This window comes from Arthrobacter rhamnosi, from assembly GCF_054510855.1.
Map to the genome: position 1 here is coordinate 306,119 of NZ_JBTNDT010000004.1, position 23,712 is coordinate 329,830.

Consider the following 23,712-nt stretch of genomic DNA (forward strand, 5'->3'; position numbering starts at 1 on the left):
TCGCGTCACATGTGGGCGCCAGGGATCCTGTGACCACAAAGACCAATACGAGCACTACGACCGCATGCTTTACCGGCGGATCGGGGCCTTCCTACCCTGAAGACAGCAGTGGTGACCCGCATCACACCTCACAACACATCTCAAGGAAGAGAACATCATGACGATCGATCGCACAACGGCGCGCCGTTCGACCCTCACAACCCTCGCCCTCGTCTCGGCCCTCGCCCTCTCGGCCTGCAGCTCGATGACGCAGAGCACCACCGCCGATGACGCGGAAGGCACCATCGAGAAGCTCAACATCGTGGTCCCCGCCGATCCCGGTGGAGGCTGGGACCAGACCGGCCGCGCCATCGAGTCCGACCTGAAGGAGAACGAGCTCGTGGGCAGCGCCTCCGTGGTCAACGTCGGCGGAGCCGGCGGCACCAACGGCCTGGCGAAGCTCGCCACCGAGACCGATCCCAACACCCTGATGGTCATGGGGTACGTGATGGTCGGCGCCGTCGAGACCAACAACGCGGCCAACCGCATCGAGGACACGACGCCGATCGCCCGCCTGACCGAGGAGCCCCTCGTGGTCGTGGTCCCCGCCGACTCGCCGTACCAGACCATCGACGACCTGCTGTCCGACATCGAGGCGAAGGGCCAGGGCGTCTCCATCACCGGCGGTTCCGCCGGCGGCGCCGACCACATCCTCGCCGGCTCCATCCTCAAGGAAGCCGGCATCGCGCCCGACAACCTCAACTACATCCCCTACTCGGGTGGCGGCGAGTCACTGGCGGCCCTCCTGGGCAACAAGGTCAACGCGGGCATCTCCGGCGTCGGCGAGTACGCGGAGCAGGTCGAGTCCGGCAAGCTGCGGGCCCTCGCGGTCTCCGGCGAGGAGGCGGCCCCGCAGCTGCCCGACACCCCGACCCTCACCGAGGAGGGTATCGACCTCGTGCTGACCAACTGGCGCGGCGTCGTCGCCCCCGGCAGCATCGACGAGGCGCAGGCCGAGAAGCTCACCGAGCTCGTCACCGACCTCCACGAGACGGACACCTGGAAGGCGACCCTCGAGGAGAACAACTGGTCGGACGCATTCCTGGCCGGCGAGGAGTTCCAGAGCTTCCTCGACGAGGACATCGCCAGCGTCAAGACCACCCTCACCGACATCGGACTGCTGTAGCCGATGAGTAGCTCAGTACAGAACGCACCCGGGAGCGGCACCGCGGCCGCTCCCGGCCTGCCGGTCGGCGAGCTAGTCTTCGCGCTGATCATCGTCAGCCTGGGTGTGCTCGGGTTCGTGTCCGGCGCCGGGATCCAGACCCCGCCGTCGGCCAGCGACATCGGGCCGCGGGCCTTCCCGTTCGCCGTGTCGGGCCTGCTCGTCGTCGTCGGCGCCGGCCTGGTGCTGCAGGTCCTGCGGGGCCACCGCGGCTCGGCCGACGAGGGCGAGGACGTGGACCTCGAGGCGAGCACCGACTGGCTGACGGTCGGCAAGCTCGCCGGGCTGGTCCTGCTGCACGCGTTCCTGATCGTTCCCCTCGGGTGGCCCGTCGCCGCCGCGATCCTGTTCTTCGGAGCAGCCTGGTCGCTCGGCGCCCGCCCGTGGTGGCGTAACCTCATCACCGCGATCCTGTTGGCGCTGGTGCTGCAATTCGTCTTCGGCGGGCTCCTCGGTGTCTCTCTGCCCCCCGGCTTCCTCGAAGGGTTCGGTGTCTTCGGTGGATAACTTCCTCATGCTGATGCAGGGCTTCGCCACGGCGATGCAGCCCATGTACCTCCTGTTCGCACTCGGCGGCGTGCTCGTCGGAACCGCGGTCGGCGTCCTGCCGGGCATCGGCCCGGCCATGACCGTCGCGCTGCTCATGCCCATCACGTACAGTCTCGAGCCGACGGCCGCGATCATCGTCTTCGCCGGCATCTACTACGGCGGCATGTACGGCGGGTCGACCACCTCGATCCTGCTCAACACCCCCGGAGAATCGTCCTCCATCGTCACGGCGCTCGAGGGCAACAAGATGGCCAAGGCCGGCAGGGGAGCGGCAGCGCTGGCGACGGCAGCTGTCGGATCCTTCGTCGCAGGCACCATCGCCACGGTCCTGCTCAGCTTCCTCGCCCCCTATGTCGCGGCGTTCGCGGTGCAGATCGGTCCCGTCGAGTACGTGGCCCTGATGGTCGTGGCCTTCCTGACGGTCGGCGCGCTCCTCGGCTCGTCCGTGCTGCGCGGCCTCGCCTCGCTGGGCCTCGGCCTGTTCATCGCGCTGGTCGGCTTCGACTCGCTCACCGCCCAGCAGCGGTACACGTTCGGCAGCCCCTTCCTGGCGGACGGGATCGACGTCGTCCTCGTGGCGGTGGGTCTCTTCGCCGTCGGCGAGGCACTGTACGTCGCATCCCGCCTCCGGCACGGACCCATCAAGGTAATCCCGGTGACCGGTGGCTGGACGAGCTGGCTCCGCAAGGACGACCTCCGCCGTTCCTGGAAGCCGTGGCTGCGCGGCACCCTGATCGGCTTCCCGGTGGGTACCATCCCCGCCGGTGGTGCCGACGTCGCGACCTTCCTGTCCTACGCGTCCGAGCGCAAGCTCGCGAAGGGCGAGAACAAGAAGCAGTTCGGCAAGGGCGCCATCGAAGGCGTGGCCGGCCCGGAAGCCGCGAACAACGCCGCCGCCGCCGGTGTCCTGGTGCCCCTGCTGACGCTGGGCATCCCGACGACGGCGACGGCCGCCATGATGCTCGTGGCCTTCCAGCGGTACCAGATCCCCGTCGGACCCCAGCTCTTCGAATCCAACAGCTCGCTCGTCTGGGCGCTCATCGCCAGCCTCTACGTGGGCAACCTGATGCTGCTCGTGCTGAACCTGCCGCTCGTGGGCATCTGGGTCAAGATCCTCCAGATCCCCCGGCCGTACCTGTACGCGGGCATCCTGGTGTTCGCCGTGCTGGGCGCCTTCTCGGTGAACTTCACGCCGATCGACGTGATCATCCTGCTGGTCGTCGGCATCCTCGGGTTCTTCATGCGGCGCTTCGGGTACCCGATCGCCCCGATGGTGGTGGGCCTGATCCTCGGTCCCATCTTCGAGAGCCAGCTCCGCAGGTCGCTCGCGATCTCGCAGGGCGATCCCGTGGCCCTCGTGCAGTCGCCGGTCGCTGCGACCATCTACGTCGCGCTGATCATCATCTTCGCGCTGTCCTTCCTGCTCAAGCGCCGCCAGCGCCAGTTCGAGGCGATGGTCGCGGAGAACGCCGACGCACCCGAGGTCGTCCGCGGGTCCGTGGCAGCACCCGAGGCCGCTGTGGCACCCGCCGCGACCGCACCTACCCGAGAGGACACCGACCGATGAGCACCATCGTCGTGGGCTACGTGCCCAACGCCCTGGGCGACGCCGCTGTCACCGAAGCAGTGGAGGAGGCCCGACGGCGGAACGCGGAACTGGTGGTCATCAACACCACGCGTGCCGACCGGCTGGTCAACCCGGCCTACGCGGACTCGGCGGATGTCTCGAAGCTCGAGCAGATGCTCGACGCCACCGGCGTACGCTACTCCGTGCGGCACAGCATCTCGGAGGCGACCGCGGCCGAGGAGGTCGTGGACACGGCGGAGGAACTGGACGCCGACCTGATCGTGATCGGCCTGCGGCACCGCACGCCGGTGGGCAAGCTGATCATGGGCTCGACGGCGCAGAACATCCTGCTGTCCGCCCGCTGCAACGTCCTGGCGGTCAAGCTGCCCTGACGGTTCCCTGCACTGCAGACAACACGACGGCGGGCCCTCCGGAAGGGGGGCCCGCCGTCGTTCTGCGTGGCGGTCTTACGTTGCCGTCGCGCAGGCATCGCGCCATATCAGGCGCCGCTTCCATCGATTGATCCGTTGCTAGAACGGCGGGTCGTCCGCTGGGGCGGTGTACGTCCGGCCCGCGATGGACGTCGCGGTGAGCAATCCGGGGCGTGCCTGTTCGTAGTGCCACAGCCCTTCACTCTTGAACATGTGGTGCCTGCGGCACAGGTGTGCCAGGTTGTCGTGGTTCGTCCCGCCTCCGCGCGCCCACGGCGTGGTGTGATCGAACTCGCTGCGCGAGGCGGGGATGTTGCAGCCAGGGTGTCGACATGTACGGTCACGGACGCGCAGCCAGTTCTTGAGGTCGGAGGGCACGGCGTAGGAGGTGCGGCCGACGCTGAGGACGGCGCCGGTTTCCGGGTGCGTCAGGAGCCTCGTGAAGGAGGGGGCATGAGCTGCGATGCGCCTGGCGAGTTCGGCCGGGATCGGCCCGTAGCTCTCCAACTGGGCGGGTGCATCATCGACGCCGAGCAGTGACAGGACCGGGACGGTGACGTTGATGTGCGCCCGCAGGCCGTCAGGGAGAGGGGTCGCGGTCAAGGGCTCGACGCCGCGGGTACTCCAGCCAGCATCCTCGCCATGCGGGTGTTCCTCACCGGATGCCCGGGGGACACGGGCACGGTGACCCCCGAATGCTCCCGGAGTTCTGCATCCGGACCGGGCTGCACCAACCGGGGGTTAGATACAGGAACGGGGAGCAGAAGGTCGACGAGGATGTCGGTGCGCAACTGAGCCAGAGTGCGGCGCTCGGCGGGCCCCTGCAACTGCCGGGCTGCGCCGGTCAGATGGGCGTCGATCGCGGCTGCCGAGGTAACGGGCAGGTAGACGCTGAGCCAGGCCATGGCGTCGTCGTCCGGTTCCAGCTCCACCCGGCGCCGTGCCTCGGCAGACCGGGCACGCTGGTCGATGCTGTCCGGGTGGTACTGGGTCCGGAGGCGTTGCGCCTGGTAGGCCAGCTTCGTCGTCGTCGTGCGGATCGCAACAGGCAGCAAGGCGGCTTCCGCGGCCAGGGCAGTCGCGGCAGGCACTCCGGAGTATTCGTGGATCAGGGTTGTGGCGTGGCTCCAGGAGATGCTGCCGTCGCGCAGGGCCGCGAGGGTGGCGGGATGGTAGGTGCAGAGCACCCGGGCCTGCTGGACCAGCAGGAAGGCGCTTCGCTCTGACGTGCGGAGGAGGCAGGCCACTTCGGCCGCGGCCAGCGTGTCACCCAGGTTGCCGCGGCTCCGCACCGGCTGCAGGGAACGTGCACTGGCCCTGCGATCGATGAGGGATCGGACCCGCTCCACGGCCACGACGACGCACGCCTGCAATCGCGCCTTCTCCGCCTCGAGGGAGGCGAGCTCGGCAAGAGCTTCATCAAGCTCATCCGTCAGCTGCGCTACCGCTTCCATGACTCATCATCTCGCGCGCCACCGACAGAATAAGGGCAGAAACGCGCCATTCCGAGTACCCGCCAACGGAAGCAAACTGCCGTCTCTGCAAGGCCAGCACCGCGCGGTCAGTGGTGCTGGCTACCCCGGCACTGAAGCTTTCCCAGGGAACGCTCGCGGCGCCTCGGGACCGGCGGCTAGCCCTTCGCCGCGAAGAGTTCGAGCGCGATGTTGTCCGGATCCCGGAACTCCAGGATGTACCCGGCGCCGATGTCCTTCACGCCGCCATGTCCGATGCCCTTGCCGTCCAGTAGGGCTGCGGCGTCGTCGAGTACCTGCCGGCCGTCGACGCTGAAGGAGAGGTGGTCGAGGCCCACGCGGTCCTCGCTGAAGGTGTCGTCGGCCACGGGACGGAGGCCGAGCAGGCTGTCTCCGAGCTGGTAGATGACGCCGTCGTACAGGAAGCCAAGCTGCTCACGGGTGGCCTCGTCAGCCCCTTCCGGCACCTCGAAGGCGACCGGCAGGCCGAACAGCGCGTCGTAGAACGCACGGGAGGCGTCGATGTCGGTGACCGTCAGTCGGACGTGGGCGTAGGCCTTGATGGGGATCGTCATGGCCGAAGTCTCGCACAACCTGGCGGTCCGTGGTCCCGCCCTCCGGCGCGACCTGCACCCGTGCCGCCAGCATGCCCGGTCCTCGCTAGGCTGGCCGGATGACTGCCATCCGGGACACCTTCGCCGGCCTCGCCCCGACGGCGGGCGCCGTCGTGCTCCTGATGGTGGTCACCGTCGGCGTCCTCACCTGGTCGCGGTCACCCCACCGGTTTGCTCCCGCGCTCGCCGTCCTGCGCGGGGCGGTGCAACTCGGGCTGATCAGCCTCATCCTGGGAGGAGTCATCACGAGTCCGCTCTGGGTGGCCTGCGCGCTCCTCGTGATGTTCATCGTCGCCGCACTGACGGCTACCCGGCGCATCGGGTTCACGGGTCCCCACGCCGCGCTGGTGGTCCTCGGCATGGGGCTGGGTGTGGTCGTTGCCCTCGTCGTCGTGTTTGCCACGGGAGCGATCCTCGCGGAACCGCGCTACCTGCTCGCCCTCGGCGGCATCGTCATCGGCAACACGATGTCCATCGCGACGCTCGCCGGACGCCGCCTTCGGGAATCGACGCTGGAACGCTGGGACGAGGTGGAGGGCTGGCTGGCGCTGGGAGCCCGGCCCCGGCAGGCCACCCTGGACATGGCGCGGGCCGCTGTCCACTCGGCGCTCATCCCGTCCACCGACCAGACGAGGACCACCGGTCTCGTCACGCTCCCGGGCGCCTTCGTCGGCGCCATCTTCGGTGGGATCTCCCCGCTCGAGGCCGGTCGCTTCCAGATCGTCGTCCTCGCCTCGATCATGGCGGCCGGTGCGCTGACCGCCGTCGTGCTGGTGCGCGGGCTCGCCCCTGTGCGCGTCCGGCCCGCCCCGCTGGACTAGGCGGGGCCGGACGTCCGACGCGGGAATGCCGGGGCGCTGTCCAGCGCTTCACCGGACATGAAGAAGATCGGTTTCCTGTCATTCGGCCACTACCAGGACGTCCGTGGTTCGTCGGTGCCGAACGCACGCGAGTCCCTGGTGCAGGCCGTCGAGCTCGCGGTCGCCGCGGAGGAGCTCGGTGTCGACGGCGCGTACATGCGCGTCCACCACTTCGCGCCGCAGTACTCGGCGCCCTTCCCGCTGCTGGCCGCGATGGCGGCGCGGACGAAGACCATCGAGCTGGGTACCGGCGTGATCGACATGCGCTACGAGAATCCGCTCTACATGGCGGAGGAAGCCGCCGTCACCGACCTCATCAGCAATGGGCGCCTGCAGCTCGGCATCAGCCGGGGATCACCGGAGACCGCGCTCGACGGTTCGCGCACGTTCGGCTACCTCCCGGAGGAGGGCTCCACCGACGCCGACCTTGCGCGCGACAAGGCCGCGCTGTTCCGACGGGCGATCGCGGGCTCCGGCATCGCCGACGCCAACCCACGCATGACCGGCAGCACCGGGAAGCTGGCGATCGATCCGCTCTCGCCGGGGCTGCCCGAGCGTATCTGGTGGGGCTCCGGCACGAGGGCCACCGCGCAGTGGGCGGCGGAGCAGGGCATGAACCTGATGAGCTCCACGCTGCTGACGGAGGACACGGGTGTACCGTTCGACGAGCTCCAGGCCGAGCAGATCGAGATCTTCCGCAAGGCGTGGGCCGGGGCCGGACACGCCTGGTCGCCGAGGGTCTCGGTTAGCCGCAGCATCCTGCCTATCGTGAGCGAGAGCGACGAGTACTATTTCGGCCTCCGGGCACAGCGCGATTCGACGGACCAGGTCGGGATTTTGGACGGTGCCCGGTCCCGGTTCGGCCGCAGCTACATCGGACCTCCGGATGTCATCGCGGAGCAGCTCGCGGCCGATGCTGCCGTGCAGGCCGCCGATACGCTCCTGGTGACCATCCCGAACCAGCTCGGCGTCGATTTCAACGCGGCGCTCCTCGGGAACATCGTCTCGCTCGTCGGCCCCGCGGCGGGACTGCGCTGACGACGGCGGATGCCGGAACCGGGCGGTTCCGGCACCCGCCGAGGGACGGTGAAGCCGGGCGGGACCGGGAGACAGCGACGCCGGGACGGGAGACCGACCTCAGGGAGCCGTCGACCCTCCGGTCAGCTCCAACGCGACGTCCGCGACCGAGCGCCGGGCCCGTTCGGCGCGTGCCATCAGTTCGCGGAAAGCTCCGCGGTCGTCGACACCGAGCTGCGCCATGAGCATGCCCTTCGCCATGCCCACGCGGTCGCGCATCTGCAGGGCGACCGCCAGTTCGGAGCGGATCTGCCGGGGCGTGTCCGTGGTCTGCACGTGGCTCAGCAGCGCGGCGGCGGGAACCGAGAAGCGGGTGAGGGCGCGCTCGGTGGTCTCGTCGAAAGCGCCGGCCTCGGTGGAGTACACCTTCATGGCACCGATGGTGGTGCGGCCCTGAATCAACGGCACGCTCTGGCAGGACCGTACGGACATCTCGGCCGCGGCGGCAGCCCACCGGGGCCGGCGCTGGTCCGGCGCGGTGGTGTCGTCCGCCCGCACCGGCGCTCCGGTCGACCAGGCGCTGAGGCAGGGGCCTTCGGACAGTTCGTACTGCAGTTCGTACTGCAGTTCGTCCGGGCGCCGAACCAGGGTGTCGGTCGCGCCGGTACTCGTGCGCTGTCCATGGTGGATCAGGGAGACGCCTGCTCCGACAGCGCCGTGGATCAGGTCCCGAGCCGCCTCGGCGAGGAGGTCCACGGCGTGCTGAACGGTTTCTTGGGTGAGCAGGAGTCCGCGAACCCGACCGAACACTACCGCGAGTTCGTTGAGGTGGGGCTCAGAATTTAAGTAGCCTCGAGATGTCCTGGTGCCGGTCATGCCGACGGTAATCAGCGCCTACTTCTAGACCCGTTCAAGATAGTCAACTCGGCGGAACGAGGCAAATCGCCCGTTGCGGGCGTCGATCACCCCGACTACTCGCTTCCCGCTGTCGGTGGGCGCACCCTGTCGCCGGGGCACAGTGCTGGCTAGCATTGAGTCGAGTTGTTCAGCAGGGCGCAGCTTTCCTGGTCGCAGTGCCTGCCTTGCGTGCACGCAGTTCAAGGGGAATGTGCCATGGATGATGGTCTCAGCGTGCGACCCGAGGTGGATGCGGGGAATGTACTCGAGCAGATGCTGGCCGCCAGCGCCGGTCTCGACGAATTCCTCGAGAAGTTCGTGGAAGCTGCAGCGGCGGCGCTGCCCGACGGCCGCAGCGAGATCCTCGCCGGCCTGATCCTCCTGCGGCCCCGGACCAAGGCCACGATTGCGGGCACGAGCCCGACCGCACGCCACCTTGCAGAGCTCCAGTGCCGGTTCGACGACGGACCCTGCGTGAAGACCGTGTCCACGGGAAGGACCGTCCTGATGGAGGATTCGGCCGTCGACGCCACATCTCCTCTCTACGGTCCGGCAGCACTCCAGAAGGGGATCCACTCGGCCCTCGGCGTCCCGGTCCGCCTGCGTGGGCCGGAGAAGGCCGTCGTCGCCTATTTCTCGCGCCGGCCGGGCGCTTTCTCCGAGGAGAGGGTCGCACGTGCGGAACGCTTCGCCGGCGGGGCATCCACCTCGCTGCAGCTTGCGATCCGCCTCGCCCGGCTGACGGACAGGGCGGAGCACCTTGCCGCGGCGATGGAGTCGCGCACCACCATCGATCTGGCCGCGGGCGTGATCATGTCCCAGAACCGGTGCAGCCAGGATGAGGCGATCAGGATCCTTCGGGCGGCATCGACCGCCCGCAATATGAAGCTCCGGGACCTCGCCCGGAACGTCCTGACCAGCACCGTGGATGCACCGGTGACCACGCACTTCGACTGACGCGCGTCGATGGCCTGCCTCCACGCCGGCACCGCTTGTCCTTTTCGGCGCCGCAGGTACGCTCACGGCGCCGGATCCGTTCAGCCGTCAAGGCTTGCGGCGTCGGATTCCGCGGAGTCCTCCTCGTCCTTCGCCTCAGCGACCGAGCGGGTCGCGTCGGACACCTTCCGGTCGAGGGCTGCAGCCTCGGCGTCGAGGTCGGCGAGCTCCCGCCGGAGCGCGTCCAGGCGCTCCTCGAGGTCCTCCAGAGAAGCGGTCAGCCCGTCCCTCCGGACGGTGAGGCGCTGCGACTTCCGTAGCAGGTCCGCCGCCGCGTCCTCGGCGGCGGCGCGTGCCTCACGCGCCGCGGAAAGCCGTGCTTCGGCGTCCCTGCGCTGACGGGCGGTCTTCGGGTGCCCCGCGCGGGCCGGCAGGCCGTCCTCCGTCCCGGTCGGATCTCCGCCCTGGACAGGGGGAGTGAAGGGGCCGGCAACGGCGCCTTCGAGGTCCACGGGATCCCAGCCGGTGGCCTCGAGCGTCCGCACGAGCCTCCCGGTGAGCACCGCTGCGGCAGCTGCCGGGTCGGCCAGGGCAGCCCGCAGGGTCTGCTCCACGCCCGGCAGGGCGGCGGGCCCGACGTCGTGCCCCAGGTCCGCGGCGGCATCGAGGGACTGACGGGCGACGGCGGCGAGGAGGCGCTGGCGCTGCTGGCCGAGCGCATGCAGTTGCGCCCGGTCGAGGCTGGCCTGCGCTTCCTTGAGCGAGGCACCGAGTTCGAGCACCTGCTCCACCTCCTCACGGCGGCGGTCGACGAGCACGTTGACGAGCCATGCGGCCGAGGCAGGCTTGGGCAGTCTGCGCAGTGTTGCGGCGAGTTCCCTGTCGCCCTCCTGCGTCGCCTTCTTCGCGGCGGCGTTCCGCTCCTCCGTGAACCGATCGAGCGGCAGCGCATAGAGGGCGGCCGCCTGTTCCACCAGGTCCATGTCGTCTGCGTCCTTCCGCTGGGCTCGCCCGATTATAGGCACCGGCAGGGAGCGGCGACAGGGGAGGGCCCGCCTGTATCCGGTGGCCGCACGGGCGTACAGATGGAGGGGAAGCCTGCCGCCCCACCGCACCCGGCCCAGTACACCTAGCCCCCGGCGGGCACGCCGTCCAGAGCGCGGAGGCGCTCCGCTCCAGTGGCGTTCGCGCGGCGGGCCGTGTGTACTGGTCCAGTGGCCGGGTCCGTCGACGGACCCGGGGATCTGAAAGGACGCACGCGATGGAAGCACGATGCCCGAGTTGCGGTTCTGCCCTGATCGAACTGGGCGAGGACCAATGGCCCGCCGAGGGGCCGGTCCCTGCCGGAACCCTCGCCGTCTTCCAGTGCGAGCAGAACCACAGGATCACCGTGGGGCAGACCCAGATCCAGGCCTAGCCGGGCCGACGGGAATCCAGCCGGAGCGTCGGGCGAGAACCGGGCGGAGCGTCGGGAGATCCCGGTTCAGGCCTCCCGGTCGTCCGCGTCGTCGATGATGCGCGTCAGTTCATCCCTCAGTGCCACGGCCTCCTCCACGCTGAGCTCGAGGCGCTCGCCCTGCTCGACCCACCCGATGCTGATCAGTGGCCGGCCCTGGCCGTCCGCCGAGGAGGACAGCCCGACCGCCACCGCGCGGCCGCCCGTGTGCGTCACGTCGCCGACGATCATCTCGCCGCCGTCATCCCCTGCTACTGCCATGGTTCCTCCTCCGTGGGTCTGTTCCTCCCATGCTAGGCGCGGCCGGGACTGCAGTGTCCACTCTTTCTCCGGATCGCAGTGGCTGCAGGCGCCGTTCGGGCGGCGACCGATGATGGGTGCGCCGGGGTGGCCCTAGCCGGCGCCTGCCGGGCGGACTGCGAGGTTCGGGTGCAGCAGTTCGAAGCCCTCATCGGTCAGCGCATCGCGGTCCACGTCGTCCGGGAGCAGCACGGCCGTGACCCTGCTGTCGCGGATCGTGGCCCCGGCAGCTCCGCGTTCGAGCGGGGCGCACTCGAGGCCTACACCGAGCCCCTCCTCGGCGAGCAGGCAGACCGTGTCCCCGGTCCCGATCCCCTCCACCGGCTTGGCTGCGAAGTACTCGACGCCGTCGCGTTCGACCAGGAAGCGGGTGCTTGCGAGGTCGATGCCGTCGAGGTCCGTCTGGATGGTCAGGATGTCCTGCTCGGTCTGTTCCTTCTCGAGGAGACCGAGCGCCGGGCCGCCGGTGCAGCCGGCCAGCGCGAGGACCGCCGCGCACAGCCCGGCAGCCCGGGCATGGGAACGGGGCAGGCGGGGCATGGATCTCCTCGGCTCGGCTGGGGAACGTCCCTCCCAGCCTAGCGAAGGTGCGGACCCACGCAGGGGCCATCGGCTCCTCCACGGTGCGGTTCAGCGGATACCGCTCCGCGCGAGTCCCTGGACGAAGTATTTCTGGAACGCGAGGAACATGATGATGATCGGCGTGATGGAGATGAGCGCCAGCGCCATGATGGCGCCGTAATCCGCCCCGTACTGACCGCGGAGATAGAGCAGGCCGATGGGAAGCGTGAAGAGCTGGCTGTCCTTGAGAGCGATCAGCGGCCACGCGAAGTCGTTCCACTGGTACATCACGGTGAGCAGCACGAGGACGGCGATGAGCGGCTTGCACAGCGGCAGGACGATCTGCAGGAAGATCCGGACGGTCCCAGCGCCGTCGACCTTCGCCGCCTCGATGAGCTCGTCCGGGATCGCGATGATGAACTGCCGCGCAAGGAAGATCCCGAAGGCCGAGGCCGCTGACGGGAAGATGACGGCCCAGAACGTGCCGTAGATGCCGAGTTGGGTGACGAGCCGGAACTGCGCCACCATCAGGACCTGCACGGGGATCATCATGGTGCTCAGCACCAGCAGGAAGATGGCGCCCTTGCCGCGGAAGTCGAGCTTCGCGAAGGCGTAGCCTGCCAACAGGTTTCCCGTGACCGTGAGGATCGTGACGATCGCAGTGATGACCACCGAGTTGCCGAACCACGTGGCGGTGGGAAAGCTGCCGAAGACGGTGCGGAAATTGTCGAGCGTCCACGAGGACGGCCAGATGCGCAGCTCCCGGCTGAAGACGTCCGCGTTCGGGGAGAAGGCGAGCGTGACCATCCAGTACAGCGGGAACATCATCACGAGGCCGACGACGACGGCGGTCACCAGGCGAGCGATGGCCGCCGCCAGCTGAGCCCGCGGGACGCGTTTGACGCGCGGAACGAAGCCGCCGGGACCGGCGTCATGCCCGGCAGCACCGGTCGACGCGCCGTCGCCCCGCAGGGGGAGTGGATGGGCCATGGGAATCCTGTCCTGGTGATCCGGGATGGGGGGTGTCGTTATCCGGCGGTGTCGCGCGAGCGGTTGCCGCGCCACTGGATCGCCGTGAAGACGAGGGTGAGAAGGAAGATCACGATGCCGATGGCTGCTGCGTAGCTCTGGTTCCGGGTGACGAACCCGTTCTCGTAGGCGTAGGTGACCAGCACCGACGTCGAGCGCCCCGGCCCTCCGCCGGTCATCACGAAGATGGTGTCGAAGACCTGGAAGGAGTAGATGACGTCCATGATCAGCAGGAAGAAGGTGGAGGGGCCCACGAGCGGCACGGTGAGGTGGCGGAACTGCTGCCAGGAATTCGCGCCCTCGAGGCGGGCCGCCTCGTACAGCTCGGGCGAGATGCCCTGCAGCCCGGCCAGGTAGATGACCATGTTGAACCCCACGCGGATCCACAGCGTCACCAGGATGATCGAGGCGAAGGCCGCGGATCCCTGCGACTGCCAGGGGATGGCCGCGAGACCGCCCCCGCGCAGGAGCTTGTTGATGATGCCGGTCGCCTCGTCGAACAGGAGGACGCCCATGAGGGCGGTGGCGACTCCGGAGATGACCATCGGCAGGTAGATGAGGGTGCGGAACAGTCTCCGCCCGGGAAGCACGGAGTTCATGAGGACGGCGAGTCCGAGTCCGAGGGCCAGGCTCAGCGGCACGGTGATCAGCGTGAAGGCCGCCGTGTTGAGCGCCGACCGCCAGAACGTGGGATCCGTGACGAGGCGCCGGTAGTTATCGAGCCCTACCCAGCCACTGGCGCCGAACCCGTTGGATTCCTGGAAGCTGATGAGGAAGGCCCAGACCAGCGGCAGGAACAGGAAGACCCCGAGAAGGACGAGGTTGGGCCCCAGGAAGCCGTAGGAGGCGAGGGCGGCACGCTGCCGCCGGGATGCCCTCCCTGACGCCGCTGCGTAGGTGGCCGCCGGGGACGACGGCGGCCCGGTATCGTCGGTCGACTCCTCGCGGGACGAGGTGTCGGCGGACATCAGCCGACTGCTTCATCGACGGCGGCAGCAATGTTTGCCAGCGTCTTCTCGACCGGCTGCCCCTGCGTGAACGCGGCCTCCAGCTCGTCCCGGAGCTTAGGATTGATCGTCGCCATGGCGGGAGCGGTGAGCTGCTGTACGTCACCCGGCTCGAGCGTGGTCGCCTGCTCCACGAAGATGCCCGCGATGTCCGGCCTCGTCTGGTAGTCCAGTTCCGTCCCCACCAGGCTGTTCAGGGTCGGCAGCTCCATGGCACGCGCACAGAAGTCGGACATCTGCTTCGGTTGGGTCATGAATTTCAGGAAGTCGGCCGCGAGGTCCGGATTACGGGCGTTCTTCGTCGCCACGAGGGCGTTGCCGCCAAGATCACACGCTCCGCGCTCGTCGCGCGGCAGATAGGTGGCGCTCCACTCGAAATCGGTGACGGCCTCATCGAGGCTCGGGAGGACGAAGTTCCCGACGAAGGCCATGGCGGTGGTCCCTGCGGAGAACGCGCCGTCAGCGTAGGTGGAGGACTTCACCGAACTGCTCGGAGGAACCAGGCCGTCGGCGAAGAACCCCTGAGTGAAGGAGAGGGCCTTCGTCCCGGCCTCGGACTCAATGGCCGACCCTGTGAGGTCGTCATTGAACAGCCGCCCGCCCGCCTGGAACAACCAGCTGAGCCACCGGGTGGAACCGCCGAGCTGCCAGTTGTACACGAAGGGGTAGAGGTCGTCGGGAAGGGAACCGCGGAGCTGCTCGGCCACCTGCCGGAACTCGTCCCACGTCCAGGCGGAATCGAGGCTGTCGGGGACGCTCGTGATGCCCGCCTGCTCGAAGAGGTCCGTGCGGTAGACCAAGGCCGAGGTGTCCGTCTGGTGGGGCACGCCGTAGGGCTTGCCGTCGAACTGTACGGCCTGCCACATCGCGGGCAGGAACTCCTCGCTGGCCGCGGTGTCGAAGTAACTGGTGAGGTCCAGGAGCTGGTCCTGGCTGCTGTAGGCGCCGATGGTGCCGTAGTCCACGCGGAACAGATCGGGTGCGGTGCCGGCCTGCAATTGCGCGTCGATGTTCTGGAAGATCTGTTCGTAGGGCACGAGGTTGAGTTCGACCTTCACGCCGGAATTGGCGCCTTCGAAGGCCGCGATGCCGCGCCGGAAGCCCTCCTCCTCGGCAGGACTACCCCAGGTCGTGAAGGTGAGGGTATTCTCCCCGCCCTCCCCGTTATCGCTGTTTCCTCCGCCCGAGAACCCGGAACAGCCGTTGAGGGCTGCGGCTGCAGCCAGGAATCCTGCTCCGCCGAGAATCTGCCGTCTGGAAATGGTCATGGTGTACCTTCCGGGTCAGGGTGCACACAACCTACAGCACAGCTTCGACGCTGCACAGACTGTTGATGTCCGGAGGACCTCGCGCTATAAGGCCTGCAGGAGCTCGCAGCGGAAGCGCTCACCGCCCGAAGACCACGCGCCCGCTGAAGAAGACGAGGTCAACCCGCATATGGGTCCGCAGGGGGATCAGAAGCCGACGAGGGCATGGGGGACGTAGTGCTCCTCCAGGGCGCGGACCTCGTCCTCGGTCAGCTCGAGCTCCAGCGAGGCGAGGGCGTCCTCGAGGTGGCGCTGCTTGCCGACGCCGACGATCGGCGCCGACACCACGGGATTGCGCGAGACCCAGGCGAGGGCCACCTGGGCGCGGGTCACACCGCGTGCTTCCGCGACGGCGCCGACCGCGTCCGAGACGCGCCGGTCGGCATCCAGCGTGCCGTAGAGGGTCTTGCCGAAGGAGTCCGACTCGGAGCGCGACGTCGTCTCGTCCCACGGCCGGGCGAGCTTGCCGCGCGCGAGCGGGCTCCATGGCAGCACGCCGATGCCCTGGTCCGCGCACAGCCCGTACATCTCGCGCTCCTCCTCGCGGTTGATGAGGTTGTAGTGGTCCTGCATGGTGACGAAGCGGGTCCAGCCGTTGATGCGCTGGAGGTAGAGCGCCTTGGAGAACTGCCAGGCATACATCGACGACGCCCCGATGTGGCGGACCTTGCCCGCCTTCACGACGTCGTGCAGTGCTTCGAGGGTCTCCTCCAGGGGAGTGTGCGGGTCGAAGCGGTGGATCTGGTACAGGTCCACGTAGTCCGTCCCGAGGCGCCGGAGGCTGTTGTCCAGCTCCGCCAGGATCGCCTTCCGGGACAGTCCGGCGCCGTTCGGCCCCTCGTGCATGCGGCCGTGGACCTTCGTGGCGATCACGATCTCCTCGCGCCGCGTGAACTCGGCCAGCGCGCGTCCGACGATCTCCTCGCTGGATCCGTCCGAGTAGACGTTCGCGGTGTCGAAGAAGTTGATACCGGCGTCGACGGCGGCCCGGATGAGGGGGCGGCTCTCCTCCTCGGGCAGGGTCCATGCGTGGTTCCCGCGGTCGGGGGTGCCGTAGCTCATGCAGCCGAGGGCGAGCGGTGAGATGTCGAGGCCAGTGGAGCCGAGTTTCACGTAGCGCATGGATTCCCTTTGCTGGGGTCGGAGGTTTTCCTCCACCCTAGTGCGGGACCCTCCGTGGAGGGGGACCGTGGCGGTTTCCGTCGCTCCGGGAACTGCAGCGGGAAAGGCGGGCGCCCCGGGGATGCCGTTCGCACCCGCGGGGAGCCCGCAGGCAGGACCCTTCGGGTCCGGCAGGGACCTCCCCCACGGAGCCCCTGCGCTGCCACTTCCAAGCCTAGTCCTGACGGTCGCCGAAAAAAACCGTATGGCCGGTTTATTCGAGGCCCTTGCGGAAGAGGGCGACGTATCGCGGTACATCGTCCTGCAGATCGGGGGCCACGACTCCCGGCAGCAACATCTCCCACAGGTCGCCGAGCCGGTCGAGGACGTCCGCCCTGCCGGTCAGGATGTTCGAGACCATCTGCACCCCGGTGTAGGCACCGACGAGCAGGCGGGCGAATGCCTCGGCGTCGAGGTCGGGACGCAGGTCGCCGTCCTGGATGGCCGTGCGCGCGAACTCACTGAACCAGGAGGTCCAGTCGCGGTACGGCTGATGGACATCGTGCCCGAAGGCCGATGCCTCGAACGTCAGCCGGACCCCTGCGCGCATGACCGAATGCTCGACGAGCTGCACCGCGAAAACGCGGCCGATCAGGATCATCGTCTCCAGGGCGGGGCGTCCCAGGGCGTGCACCCGGGCGCCCTCCGCCGAGGCGATGGCGTTCTGCTCCGCGATCACGGCGACGGCGAGGTCCTCCTTCGCCGCGAAGTGGAAGTACAGCGCCCCCTTGGTGACGCCCGCGCGCGTGGCCACGGCGGCGATGGAAGTGCCGCCGTAGCCGTGCTCCTCGAACACCCCGGCAGCGGCACGGATGATCGCCGACCGTGTGGCCACGGCACGTTCCTGCGGTGCCACTACGCGCTCCTACGCCAGGGACTGCACGCATTGGCGCAGGTGCGGGACCGGTTCGGGAAGGTGCCCCGCGCGGGGGAGGGCCGGACGGGGAGGGGGGTTCGCCTCATGCCCCCATTGTGCGACAGACGGTCCCGGTGCCGGATCGGAGCGCGCCGGAGGGCGGGAGAGCATTCCATCCCGCGGGGCGGAGCATGCAAGGGCCATCCACGTCCGCCCTGCAGGCGCGGGGCATCCCGGATTAGGGCAGGATGGCTACGTGACACGCGCGAACTCCCCTGATCCGTCTCCAGCCGCAGTCCGCCCCCGGCGGTGGAGGCCGCGCGTCGCGCCGGGCGCCTCCGCGGACCCGCACGGCTCCTCGGTGGCCCGCCGCTTTCGGCCCCATGCCTTCTCGGACGGGCTCAGGGTCAGTGCCGTGTGGACGGGGCGCAGCATCGTCGTCCTCGCGGGCCTGGTGATCCTCTGGTACCTCACCCGGGCGCTGTGGTCGATCATCCTGCCCACGCTGTTCGCGCTGCTGCTGGCCTCGGTCCTCTGGCCGGTCAACCGGTTCCTCCGCCGGGGCCTCCCGAAGGTCCTCGCCGCGCTCGTGACGCTGTTCGGGTTCATCGGCATCGTCGTCGGGATCGGCGCGCTGACCGTCCCGGCCATCGCGAGCGGGATCACCGATCTCTCGGGCCTGGCCCGGGACAACGTGGCCGACCTCATCGATTTCATCGCGCGTCCGCCGCTGAACCTGGATGCGGCGAACCTCGACGGCATCGTCGACACCGCCCTGGGGCAGCTGCAGGCGAATGTCGGGAACGTCGTCACCGGCATCACCACGGGACTGAGCGAACTGACCTCGGGGACCGTCGTCGTGCTGCTGGCACTCGTCTTCACGTTCTTCTGCCTCAAGGACGGGGACCGCTTCCTGCCGTGGGCATCCCGCTGGACCAACTCCGCGGCCTACGCGCATGCCTCCATGATCGCGAGCGGCTCCTGGAAGACGCTGTCCTCCTACATCTTCGCGCAGGCCACCGTCGCGCTGGTGGACGCCGTGTTCATCGGGCTGGGCCTCGTGCTGCTGCACATTCCGCTCGCCATCCCGCTGGCCGTGCTGGTGTTCTTCTCCGCGTTCATCCCGGTGGTCGGCGCCATCGTCTCCGGCCTCGTCGCGACCCTCGTGGCCTTCCTCGCCTACGGCTGGCTCACGGCCCTGATCGTGCTCGGGCTGGTGGTGCTCGTGCAGCAGCTCGAGAGCAACTTCATCCAGCCCCTGCTCGTGGGCCGGACGCTCGAGATCCACCCGGCGGTCGTCCTGGCGTCCGTCACGGCGGGCGGCACGCTGTTCGGTATCATCGGGGCGTTCCTCGCCGTCCCGACGACCGCGGTGGCCATCGTGGTGCTCCGGTACCTGCGCGACCTGTCCATCGAGAACCGGCCGGAGACCGGCGTCGCCTCCGGGAATCCCGATGCGGTTCCCGCGAAGCCGGCGGAGGACGGACGCATACCGGACGCCGCCCTGCCGACCAGTGGTGCCGTGGGGCACCGATCGGACCAGCCCGATGACTAGGCGGCCCGTGGTGGCGGTGCTCGAGGGCGAACGACCGGTGCGCGGACTCGAGCGCGTCGCCGAGCTCGCCGACGTGCGGGTGGCCCAGGCACCGACCCTGCACAGGGCCCTCGACGGCGCCGACGTGCTCTACCTCTGGGACTACTTCTCCGGGGCCCTGCCCGCCGCGTGGCATGCGGCCGGTTCCCTGCGCTGGCTGCACGTGGCCGCAGCCGGAGTGGACAAGCTCCTCTTCCCGGAACTCGTGGCGTCCGACGTCGTGGTGACCAACGCGCACGGCATCTTCGACCAGCCCATGGCGGAGTACGTCCTCGGTGCCATGCTGTACGCCGCGAAGGGCTTCGGTCCGCTGCACGACCAGCAGCGGGACGCCCGATGGGTGTGGCGCGAGGGTCGCAACATCGCAGGCTCGCGGGCCCTGGTCGTGGGGACGGGCAGCATCGGCCGGCACACCGCGCGGCTCCTGAAGGCCGTGGGGGTGCAGGTCGAGGGGGCGGGGCGGACGGCGGCGGAGCACGACGACGACTTCGGCTCCGTGCACGCCTCCGCCGACCTGGCCCGCGTGGTCGGCGGCTTCGACTGGATCATCCTCGTGGCGCCCCTGACTCCTGCCACCGAGAACCTCGTGAGCGCCGCCGTGATCGGGGCGATGAAGCCCTCCGCCGTCCTCATCAACGTGGGCCGCGGCCGGCTCGTGGACGAGGCGGCCCTCGTGGACAGCCTGCGGACCGGGACGCTGGCGGGCGCCGTCCTCGACACCGTCGCCGTCGAGCCGCTGCCCCCGGATAATCCGCTGTGGTCACTGCCGTCGGTGCTCGTCACCCCGCACATGGCGAGCAACGCCGATTCCTGGCTGGACGACCTCGCGGTGCAGTTCGAGCGGAACTTCCTGCTCTGGGTGGAGGGGCGGCCGCTGCCCGGCGTCGTCGACAAGGCCCTGGGGTATGTGCCGTCCCGGCCGCCCGGGCGGAACTCCTAGGCGGCGGCCGGTTCACCGCGCCACCACTGCACCGTCTCGGCGACGGCGGTATCCAGCGGAGTGGGCGACAGGCCCAGCACCCGCTCCGATGCCGAGGAGTCCAGGACGAACGGCCGGTCGAACTGGTAGGACAGCTCGCCCAGCTCCCGCATGGACGGCACCACGAGGCCGAGTGCACGCACCAGCCGGCCCGGCGTGCCGGTCATCCGGGGCGCGCCGACCCCGGCGGTGGCCGCGACCGCCTCGGCGAGCGCGCGCTGGGTGAGCGCGGGAAGGGTCGGGGCATGCAGCACCCGGTTCCGCTTCCGCGGCAGGTCCGCGGCCGCGATCATGGCGGCCGCAAGATCCGGGACGTAGGTGAACGAGTGCGGGGCGTCGGGGTTGCCGATGACCTGGATCCGCTTCCCACCCAGTACCGCGGGCACCATGCGCTCACCGGCGTGGGCCATCCGGACCCGGGGACCGAAGAAGTCGGACGCGACCACGGAGACGGTGTCCGTCGGGGACGCCGCCCTCGCGGCCAGGAGGGCGGTACGGACTCCGCGCTTGCCGCCCGCGGCGGAACGCTCGCTGTCCTCCGTCATGACCCTCTCGGGGTGGCTGTACGAGTACAGGCTCTCGGGGAACACGACGACGGCGCCCTGACGGCCTGCCGCCTCGAGCACCACGGCCTCCGCCGCGGGGAGTTCGCGCTTCCAGGTCGCGGCGCTGTAGGCGCTGCCGTGGACGCAGTGGAAGATGGCGGTGGCTCCGGCGACGGCGGACGCGAGGAGGGAGGCGTCTGACACGTCCACACGACGCCTCTCGATGAGGGGATGATCGGGGCCGCTGCCCGACCGCGTGAGGATCCGCACCGCATCACCGCGTGCCGCGAGTTGCTCGGCGACGGTCCATCCGACCGGTCCTGCTCCGGTGACGATGTAGGGGGACATGATGTGCCTTTCGGGAGGAGGGGTGAGAGCAGTGCTCTCAGGTCCAAGCGTGTGCCCGGTTCACGGACCTGTCAAGAGCGCTGCTCTCTTTTGTTGACAGTGCTCTCTTCCGCCTGCCAGAGTGGCTCCATGGCTGGAACACCACGCGAACGGGCACGCGAGCAGACCCTGATGGACATCACCCGGATCGGACGCCGGCAGCTCGGCGAGGTCGGAGCCGCGGCGCTCTCCCTCCGCGCCGTGGCCCGCGAACTCGGGGTCGTGTCCTCGGCGGTCTACCGCTACGTCGCCAACCGCGACGAACTGCTGACGCTCCTGGTGGTCGATGCCTACACCGAACTCGGCGACGAGGTCGATGCCGCCGTCGAGGCAGCGGGCGGCACCGCCGCCGACCGTTTCACCGCCCTCGCCGGCGCCGTCCGCCGCTGGGCCGTTCGCGAACCGTCGCGCTACGCGCTCCTCTACGGCAGCCCCGTCCCCGGCTACGCGGCTCCGGCGGAGAGGACCACGCCCCAGGGGACCCGCGTCGTCACGCTGCTCGCGCGCATCCTGGACGACGCCTGGCGTGCAGGCGACCTCGACGGCGGCCAGGCCGGAGCGCCCCCGGAGCTCGCTGCCGACTTCCAGGCCATCCGGGACGAATTGGCCCTGGCCGCTCCGGACGCACTCATCGCGGGGACCGTGCAGGCCTGGTCGGCGCTGTTCGGCGCCGTGTCGTTCGAGGTGTTCGGGCAGTACGGGCCTTCCACCTTCGCGCGTCCCGACGTGCTCTTCGACTACACCGTCCAGCGCCTTGCCGGCCAGCTGGGTCTTCGGGCGGACGCACCCTGAGAGGTGTCCGCCCCGGGAATTAGCGGAGCCGACGCCGGAAATGAGAGACTTGCCGCTGCCGCCACCCCGCCGACCAGGAGCTCCCGTGCGCATCCGCCTGCCCCATCCGGAGACCCGCAACAGCGTGCGCTCGGTCTGGCTGTTCTTCGCCCTTGTCCATCTGGGGTTCCTCGCCCGGCTGCTGCCCTTTCTCCTCGGCGGGGACGTGCTCAGCGACCTCCGGTTCTACCGTGAGTGGGCGTACCAGGCCCTGGCCGACGGCGTCTGGCAGGGCATCGACACCGCCTGGGTCTATCCCGTGGGGGCCCTCGTGCCGATGGTCGTGGCGACGGTCTTCGGCTCCTCCCTGTACCAGCTCGCCTGGTTCCTGCTCTTCGCCGGCCTCAACGCCGTCGGCACTGCGGCCCTGGTCCGGCAGCGCACGCCGTCGTCGTTCACCGCCGCGTACTGGTGGCTTGCGGCCACGGCGCTCCTCGGGCCGGTGGCGGTCGGCAGGATCGACGGCCTGACCGCACCCCTGGTGGTGGCCGCACTGCTCATCGTCGCCGCACGCCCGTTCGTGGCATCGCTCGTGCTCAGCGCGGCGACGTGGATGAAGGTGTGGCCCGCCGCCGTCGTGCTCGCGTCGCTCGTCGTTCTCCGGCGCGGGCGGCTCCGCATCCTCGGTGCCGGCGTCGCGCTCACCGCGGGCATCGCGGGCGTCGTCGCGGCCTTCGGGGACATCCGCAACCTCACCGGATTCCTCAGCGCCCAGGGCGCGCGCGGCATGCAGCTCGAGGCTCCGCTCAGCACGCCCGGGGTGTGGCAGGCGATCACCGGGACGTCGGGCGCCTACTTCTTCGAGGACGAGGTCATCAACACCATGGAAGTGCGGGGTGCGCTGAGCGGACTGGTCGGGGACCTGATGACGCCGTTGCTCGCCCTGACCATCGTCCTGGTCGCCGCGTTCCTCGCGATCGCGCTGCACCGCGGCGCCCAGGCCGGCGCCCTGCTCGCCACCGGGTCACTGGCCCTCGTGAGTACGCTCGTGGTCTTCAACAAGGTCGGCTCGCCGCAGTTCATGCTGTGGATCGCCGCCGTGATCGCCGCCGGACTCGTGCTCGACCGCGCGGCCGAGTGGCGCTACCCGGCGATCGCGATGCTGGTGACGGCCGGCCTGACCACCCTCGTGTATCCGGTCTTCTACGACGCCCTGCGCTACGAACTCAACCCCGCCGTCGCCGTCCTGCTCACCCTCCGCAACCTGCTCGTGGTCAGTATCTTCCTCTGGTCCCTGGTGCGGCTGGGGCGCCTGACGGCGAAGGCGGACGTCCCTGCGGCCGCCGGCTCGCCTAGGGGTGCCTGACGCCCTGCCCTGCGAGGACGGCCCGGTAGCCCTCCCGGTACGTCGGGTAGGCGAAGGAGAAACCGGTGGACCGCAGTCGGCTGCTGTCCATGCGGCGGGCCCCACCCCGGGTGGATGACGTCTCGCCGGTCGGCGGCTCCGGCAGGCCGAGTTCGGCGGCGAGGAACTGCAGTACGTCGCCGAGGTCCACGGGCTGTTCGTCGCTGCCGACGTAGATCGGCGCGGGATCGTCGAGGTCCATGGTCAGGTGCACGATCGCCGCCGCCGCGTCGTCGCGATGGATCCTGTTGGTCCACTGGGTTCCGGCGGGCAGGACCGCCGTCCCGCCCTTCACCTGGTCGATCAGTCGCGTGCGGCCCGGGCCGTAGATGCCGGACAGCCGAAGGACCGTGCCGCGGTCCGAGCGGCGGAGGAGCACCTGCTCGGCCTCGCGGACGAGGCGGGCGGTCGGGGCGGGGCTCTCCGCCGGCGACTCCTCGGTGACCCAGTCGCCGTCGAAATCCCCGTAGACCGCCGTCGAGGAGACGAAGAGGATGCGTCGGGGCGTCACGCCGTCGCGCTCGAGGGCATCCAGTACGTTGCGGGTGGCGTCGACGTACGCACTGCGGTAGGCGGCCTCGCTCCGGTCACCGGCGGCGGTGGCGATGACGACGACGTCGGTGTCCTGCGGGATCGGTGGCAGCGGCTGCGTCAGGTCGGCGGCTCTACCCTCGATGCCTTCGGGGATGCGTTTGGGTGAGCGGCGCCATCCGATCACCCGCTCGCCGCGAGCTGCCAGCCGCAGCCCCACTTCGGTGCCCAGGTCCCCGCAGCCCGCTATCAGCACCGTCATCGCATGTCCGTCCT

Annotated in this window: 26 protein-coding genes; 12 read left to right on the plus strand and 14 right to left on the minus strand. The window is 69.5% G+C overall.

Annotated features, from left to right (window positions below; all coding sequences use genetic code 11):
• Positions 1–157 precede the first annotated feature (157 nt).
• From ACX80I_RS10275 to ACX80I_RS10290, 4 genes are read left to right on the plus strand one after another with little or no spacing between them, the layout of a single operon-like run.
• Positions 158–1,165 (plus strand): Bug family tripartite tricarboxylate transporter substrate binding protein, encoded by a 1,008-nt coding sequence (locus ACX80I_RS10275; protein ID WP_459345012.1) that lies wholly within the window; start codon positions 158–160, stop codon positions 1,163–1,165.
• Positions 1,166–1,168: 3 nt separating this feature from the next.
• Complete coding sequence (locus ACX80I_RS10280; RefSeq protein ID WP_459345013.1) at positions 1,169–1,711, plus strand: tripartite tricarboxylate transporter TctB family protein; 543 nt, start codon at positions 1,169–1,171, stop codon at positions 1,709–1,711.
• The gene (locus tag ACX80I_RS10285) at positions 1,704–3,320 is read left to right on the plus strand and encodes a tripartite tricarboxylate transporter permease (RefSeq protein WP_459345014.1); all 1,617 of its coding nucleotides are present in this window, start codon (positions 1,704–1,706) and stop codon (positions 3,318–3,320) included. Before ACX80I_RS10280 ends, ACX80I_RS10285 begins: the two co-directional genes overlap by 8 nt.
• Positions 3,317–3,712: a universal stress protein gene (locus ACX80I_RS10290; protein ID WP_459345015.1), complete on the plus strand. Its 396-nt coding sequence runs from the start codon at positions 3,317–3,319 to the stop codon at positions 3,710–3,712. Before ACX80I_RS10285 ends, ACX80I_RS10290 begins: the two co-directional genes overlap by 4 nt.
• 138 nt (positions 3,713–3,850) lie before the next feature.
• On the opposite strand, the gene ACX80I_RS10295 is transcribed toward ACX80I_RS10290, so the two are convergent.
• The 3 genes from ACX80I_RS10295 to ACX80I_RS10305 all read right to left on the minus strand — a co-directional run bounded on the left by ACX80I_RS10295 (position 3,851) and on the right by ACX80I_RS10305 (position 5,798).
• On the minus strand, positions 3,851–4,354 hold the full coding sequence (locus ACX80I_RS10295) for an HNH endonuclease (protein ID WP_459345016.1): 504 nt from the start codon (positions 4,352–4,354) through the stop codon (positions 3,851–3,853).
• On the minus strand, positions 4,351–5,205 hold the full coding sequence (locus tag ACX80I_RS10300) for a DUF222 domain-containing protein (protein ID WP_459345017.1): 855 nt from the start codon (positions 5,203–5,205) through the stop codon (positions 4,351–4,353). The genes ACX80I_RS10295 and ACX80I_RS10300 overlap by 4 nt, the downstream gene beginning before the upstream one ends.
• Positions 5,206–5,381: 176 nt before the next feature.
• The gene (locus ACX80I_RS10305) at positions 5,382–5,798 is read right to left on the minus strand and encodes a VOC family protein (protein WP_459345018.1); all 417 of its coding nucleotides are present in this window, start codon (positions 5,796–5,798) and stop codon (positions 5,382–5,384) included.
• 98 nt (positions 5,799–5,896) lie between these two features.
• Here ACX80I_RS10305 and ACX80I_RS10310 point away from each other — a divergent pair, with 98 nt between their 5' ends.
• Positions 5,897–6,658: an ABC transporter permease gene (locus ACX80I_RS10310; protein ID WP_459345019.1), complete on the plus strand. Its 762-nt coding sequence runs from the start codon at positions 5,897–5,899 to the stop codon at positions 6,656–6,658.
• 57 nt (positions 6,659–6,715) lie between these two features.
• Positions 6,716–7,735 (plus strand): LLM class flavin-dependent oxidoreductase, encoded by a 1,020-nt coding sequence (locus tag ACX80I_RS10315; RefSeq protein WP_459345020.1) that lies wholly within the window; start codon positions 6,716–6,718, stop codon positions 7,733–7,735.
• Between the two features lie 99 nt (positions 7,736–7,834).
• Here the strand turns inward: ACX80I_RS10315 and ACX80I_RS10320 are convergent, their stop codons facing one another.
• Positions 7,835–8,590, minus strand: coding sequence for a GAF and ANTAR domain-containing protein (locus ACX80I_RS10320; RefSeq protein WP_459345021.1), 756 nt, complete (start codon positions 8,588–8,590; stop codon positions 7,835–7,837).
• 237 nt (positions 8,591–8,827) lie between these two features.
• Here ACX80I_RS10320 and ACX80I_RS10325 point away from each other — a divergent pair, with 237 nt between their 5' ends.
• Positions 8,828–9,568, plus strand: a complete 741-nt coding sequence (locus ACX80I_RS10325; RefSeq protein ID WP_459345022.1) for a GAF and ANTAR domain-containing protein — start codon at positions 8,828–8,830, stop codon at positions 9,566–9,568.
• A gap of 80 nt (positions 9,569–9,648) precedes the next feature.
• Here ACX80I_RS10325 and ACX80I_RS10330 read toward each other — a convergent pair whose 3' ends face one another.
• Entirely contained in the window at positions 9,649–10,530 is an 882-nt protein-coding gene (locus ACX80I_RS10330; RefSeq protein ID WP_459345023.1) for a transposase, read from the minus strand.
• 278 nt (positions 10,531–10,808) lie between these two features.
• On the opposite strand from ACX80I_RS10330, the gene ACX80I_RS10335 reads away from it, so the two are divergent.
• A complete protein-coding gene (locus tag ACX80I_RS10335) occupies positions 10,809–10,964 on the plus strand; it encodes a hypothetical protein (RefSeq protein ID WP_459313567.1) in 156 nt (51 codons plus the stop codon).
• Between the two features lie 66 nt (positions 10,965–11,030).
• Here ACX80I_RS10335 and ACX80I_RS10340 read toward each other — a convergent pair whose 3' ends face one another.
• From ACX80I_RS10340 to ACX80I_RS10370, 7 genes are all read right to left on the minus strand, one after another.
• Positions 11,031–11,264, minus strand: a complete 234-nt coding sequence (locus ACX80I_RS10340) for a hypothetical protein (protein WP_459345024.1) — start codon at positions 11,262–11,264, stop codon at positions 11,031–11,033.
• Between the two features lie 132 nt (positions 11,265–11,396).
• Positions 11,397–11,843 (minus strand): hypothetical protein, encoded by a 447-nt coding sequence (locus tag ACX80I_RS10345; RefSeq protein ID WP_459345025.1) that lies wholly within the window; start codon positions 11,841–11,843, stop codon positions 11,397–11,399.
• A gap of 90 nt (positions 11,844–11,933) precedes the next feature.
• The gene (locus ACX80I_RS10350; RefSeq protein ID WP_459345026.1) at positions 11,934–12,854 is read right to left on the minus strand and encodes a carbohydrate ABC transporter permease; all 921 of its coding nucleotides are present in this window, start codon (positions 12,852–12,854) and stop codon (positions 11,934–11,936) included.
• 38 nt (positions 12,855–12,892) lie between these two features.
• Entirely contained in the window at positions 12,893–13,861 is a 969-nt protein-coding gene (locus tag ACX80I_RS10355; RefSeq protein ID WP_459345027.1) for a carbohydrate ABC transporter permease, read from the minus strand.
• Positions 13,861–15,168: an ABC transporter substrate-binding protein gene (locus ACX80I_RS10360; protein ID WP_459345028.1), complete on the minus strand. Its 1,308-nt coding sequence runs from the start codon at positions 15,166–15,168 to the stop codon at positions 13,861–13,863. The genes ACX80I_RS10355 and ACX80I_RS10360 overlap by 1 nt, the downstream gene beginning before the upstream one ends.
• Before the next feature lie 186 nt (positions 15,169–15,354).
• On the minus strand, positions 15,355–16,329 hold the full coding sequence (locus tag ACX80I_RS10365; protein ID WP_459345029.1) for an aldo/keto reductase: 975 nt from the start codon (positions 16,327–16,329) through the stop codon (positions 15,355–15,357).
• Between the two features lie 253 nt (positions 16,330–16,582).
• Positions 16,583–17,224, minus strand: coding sequence for a ScbR family autoregulator-binding transcription factor (locus ACX80I_RS10370; protein ID WP_459345030.1), 642 nt, complete (start codon positions 17,222–17,224; stop codon positions 16,583–16,585).
• Positions 17,225–17,480: 256 nt separating this feature from the next.
• Between ACX80I_RS10370 and ACX80I_RS10375 the strand changes: the two genes are divergently transcribed.
• Positions 17,481–18,779 (plus strand): AI-2E family transporter, encoded by a 1,299-nt coding sequence (locus tag ACX80I_RS10375; protein ID WP_459345031.1) that lies wholly within the window; start codon positions 17,481–17,483, stop codon positions 18,777–18,779.
• The gene (locus ACX80I_RS10380; protein ID WP_459345032.1) at positions 18,772–19,758 is read left to right on the plus strand and encodes a D-2-hydroxyacid dehydrogenase; all 987 of its coding nucleotides are present in this window, start codon (positions 18,772–18,774) and stop codon (positions 19,756–19,758) included. Before ACX80I_RS10375 ends, ACX80I_RS10380 begins: the two co-directional genes overlap by 8 nt.
• Here the strand turns inward: ACX80I_RS10380 and ACX80I_RS10385 are convergent.
• The gene (locus tag ACX80I_RS10385; RefSeq protein ID WP_459345033.1) at positions 19,755–20,690 is read right to left on the minus strand and encodes an NAD-dependent epimerase/dehydratase family protein; all 936 of its coding nucleotides are present in this window, start codon (positions 20,688–20,690) and stop codon (positions 19,755–19,757) included. The genes ACX80I_RS10380 and ACX80I_RS10385 overlap by 4 nt on opposite strands.
• A gap of 129 nt (positions 20,691–20,819) precedes the next feature.
• On the opposite strand from ACX80I_RS10385, the gene ACX80I_RS10390 reads away from it, so the two are divergent.
• Complete coding sequence (locus ACX80I_RS10390) at positions 20,820–21,521, plus strand: TetR/AcrR family transcriptional regulator (protein ID WP_459345034.1); 702 nt, start codon at positions 20,820–20,822, stop codon at positions 21,519–21,521.
• An 85-nt stretch (positions 21,522–21,606) separates the two neighbouring features.
• On the plus strand, positions 21,607–22,866 hold the full coding sequence (locus ACX80I_RS10395; RefSeq protein WP_459345035.1) for a glycosyltransferase 87 family protein: 1,260 nt from the start codon (positions 21,607–21,609) through the stop codon (positions 22,864–22,866).
• Here ACX80I_RS10395 and ACX80I_RS10400 read toward each other — a convergent pair.
• Positions 22,853–23,698, minus strand: coding sequence for an SDR family oxidoreductase (locus ACX80I_RS10400; protein ID WP_459345036.1), 846 nt, complete (start codon positions 23,696–23,698; stop codon positions 22,853–22,855). The genes ACX80I_RS10395 and ACX80I_RS10400 overlap by 14 nt on opposite strands.
• Between the last annotated feature and the right edge of the window lie 14 nt (positions 23,699–23,712).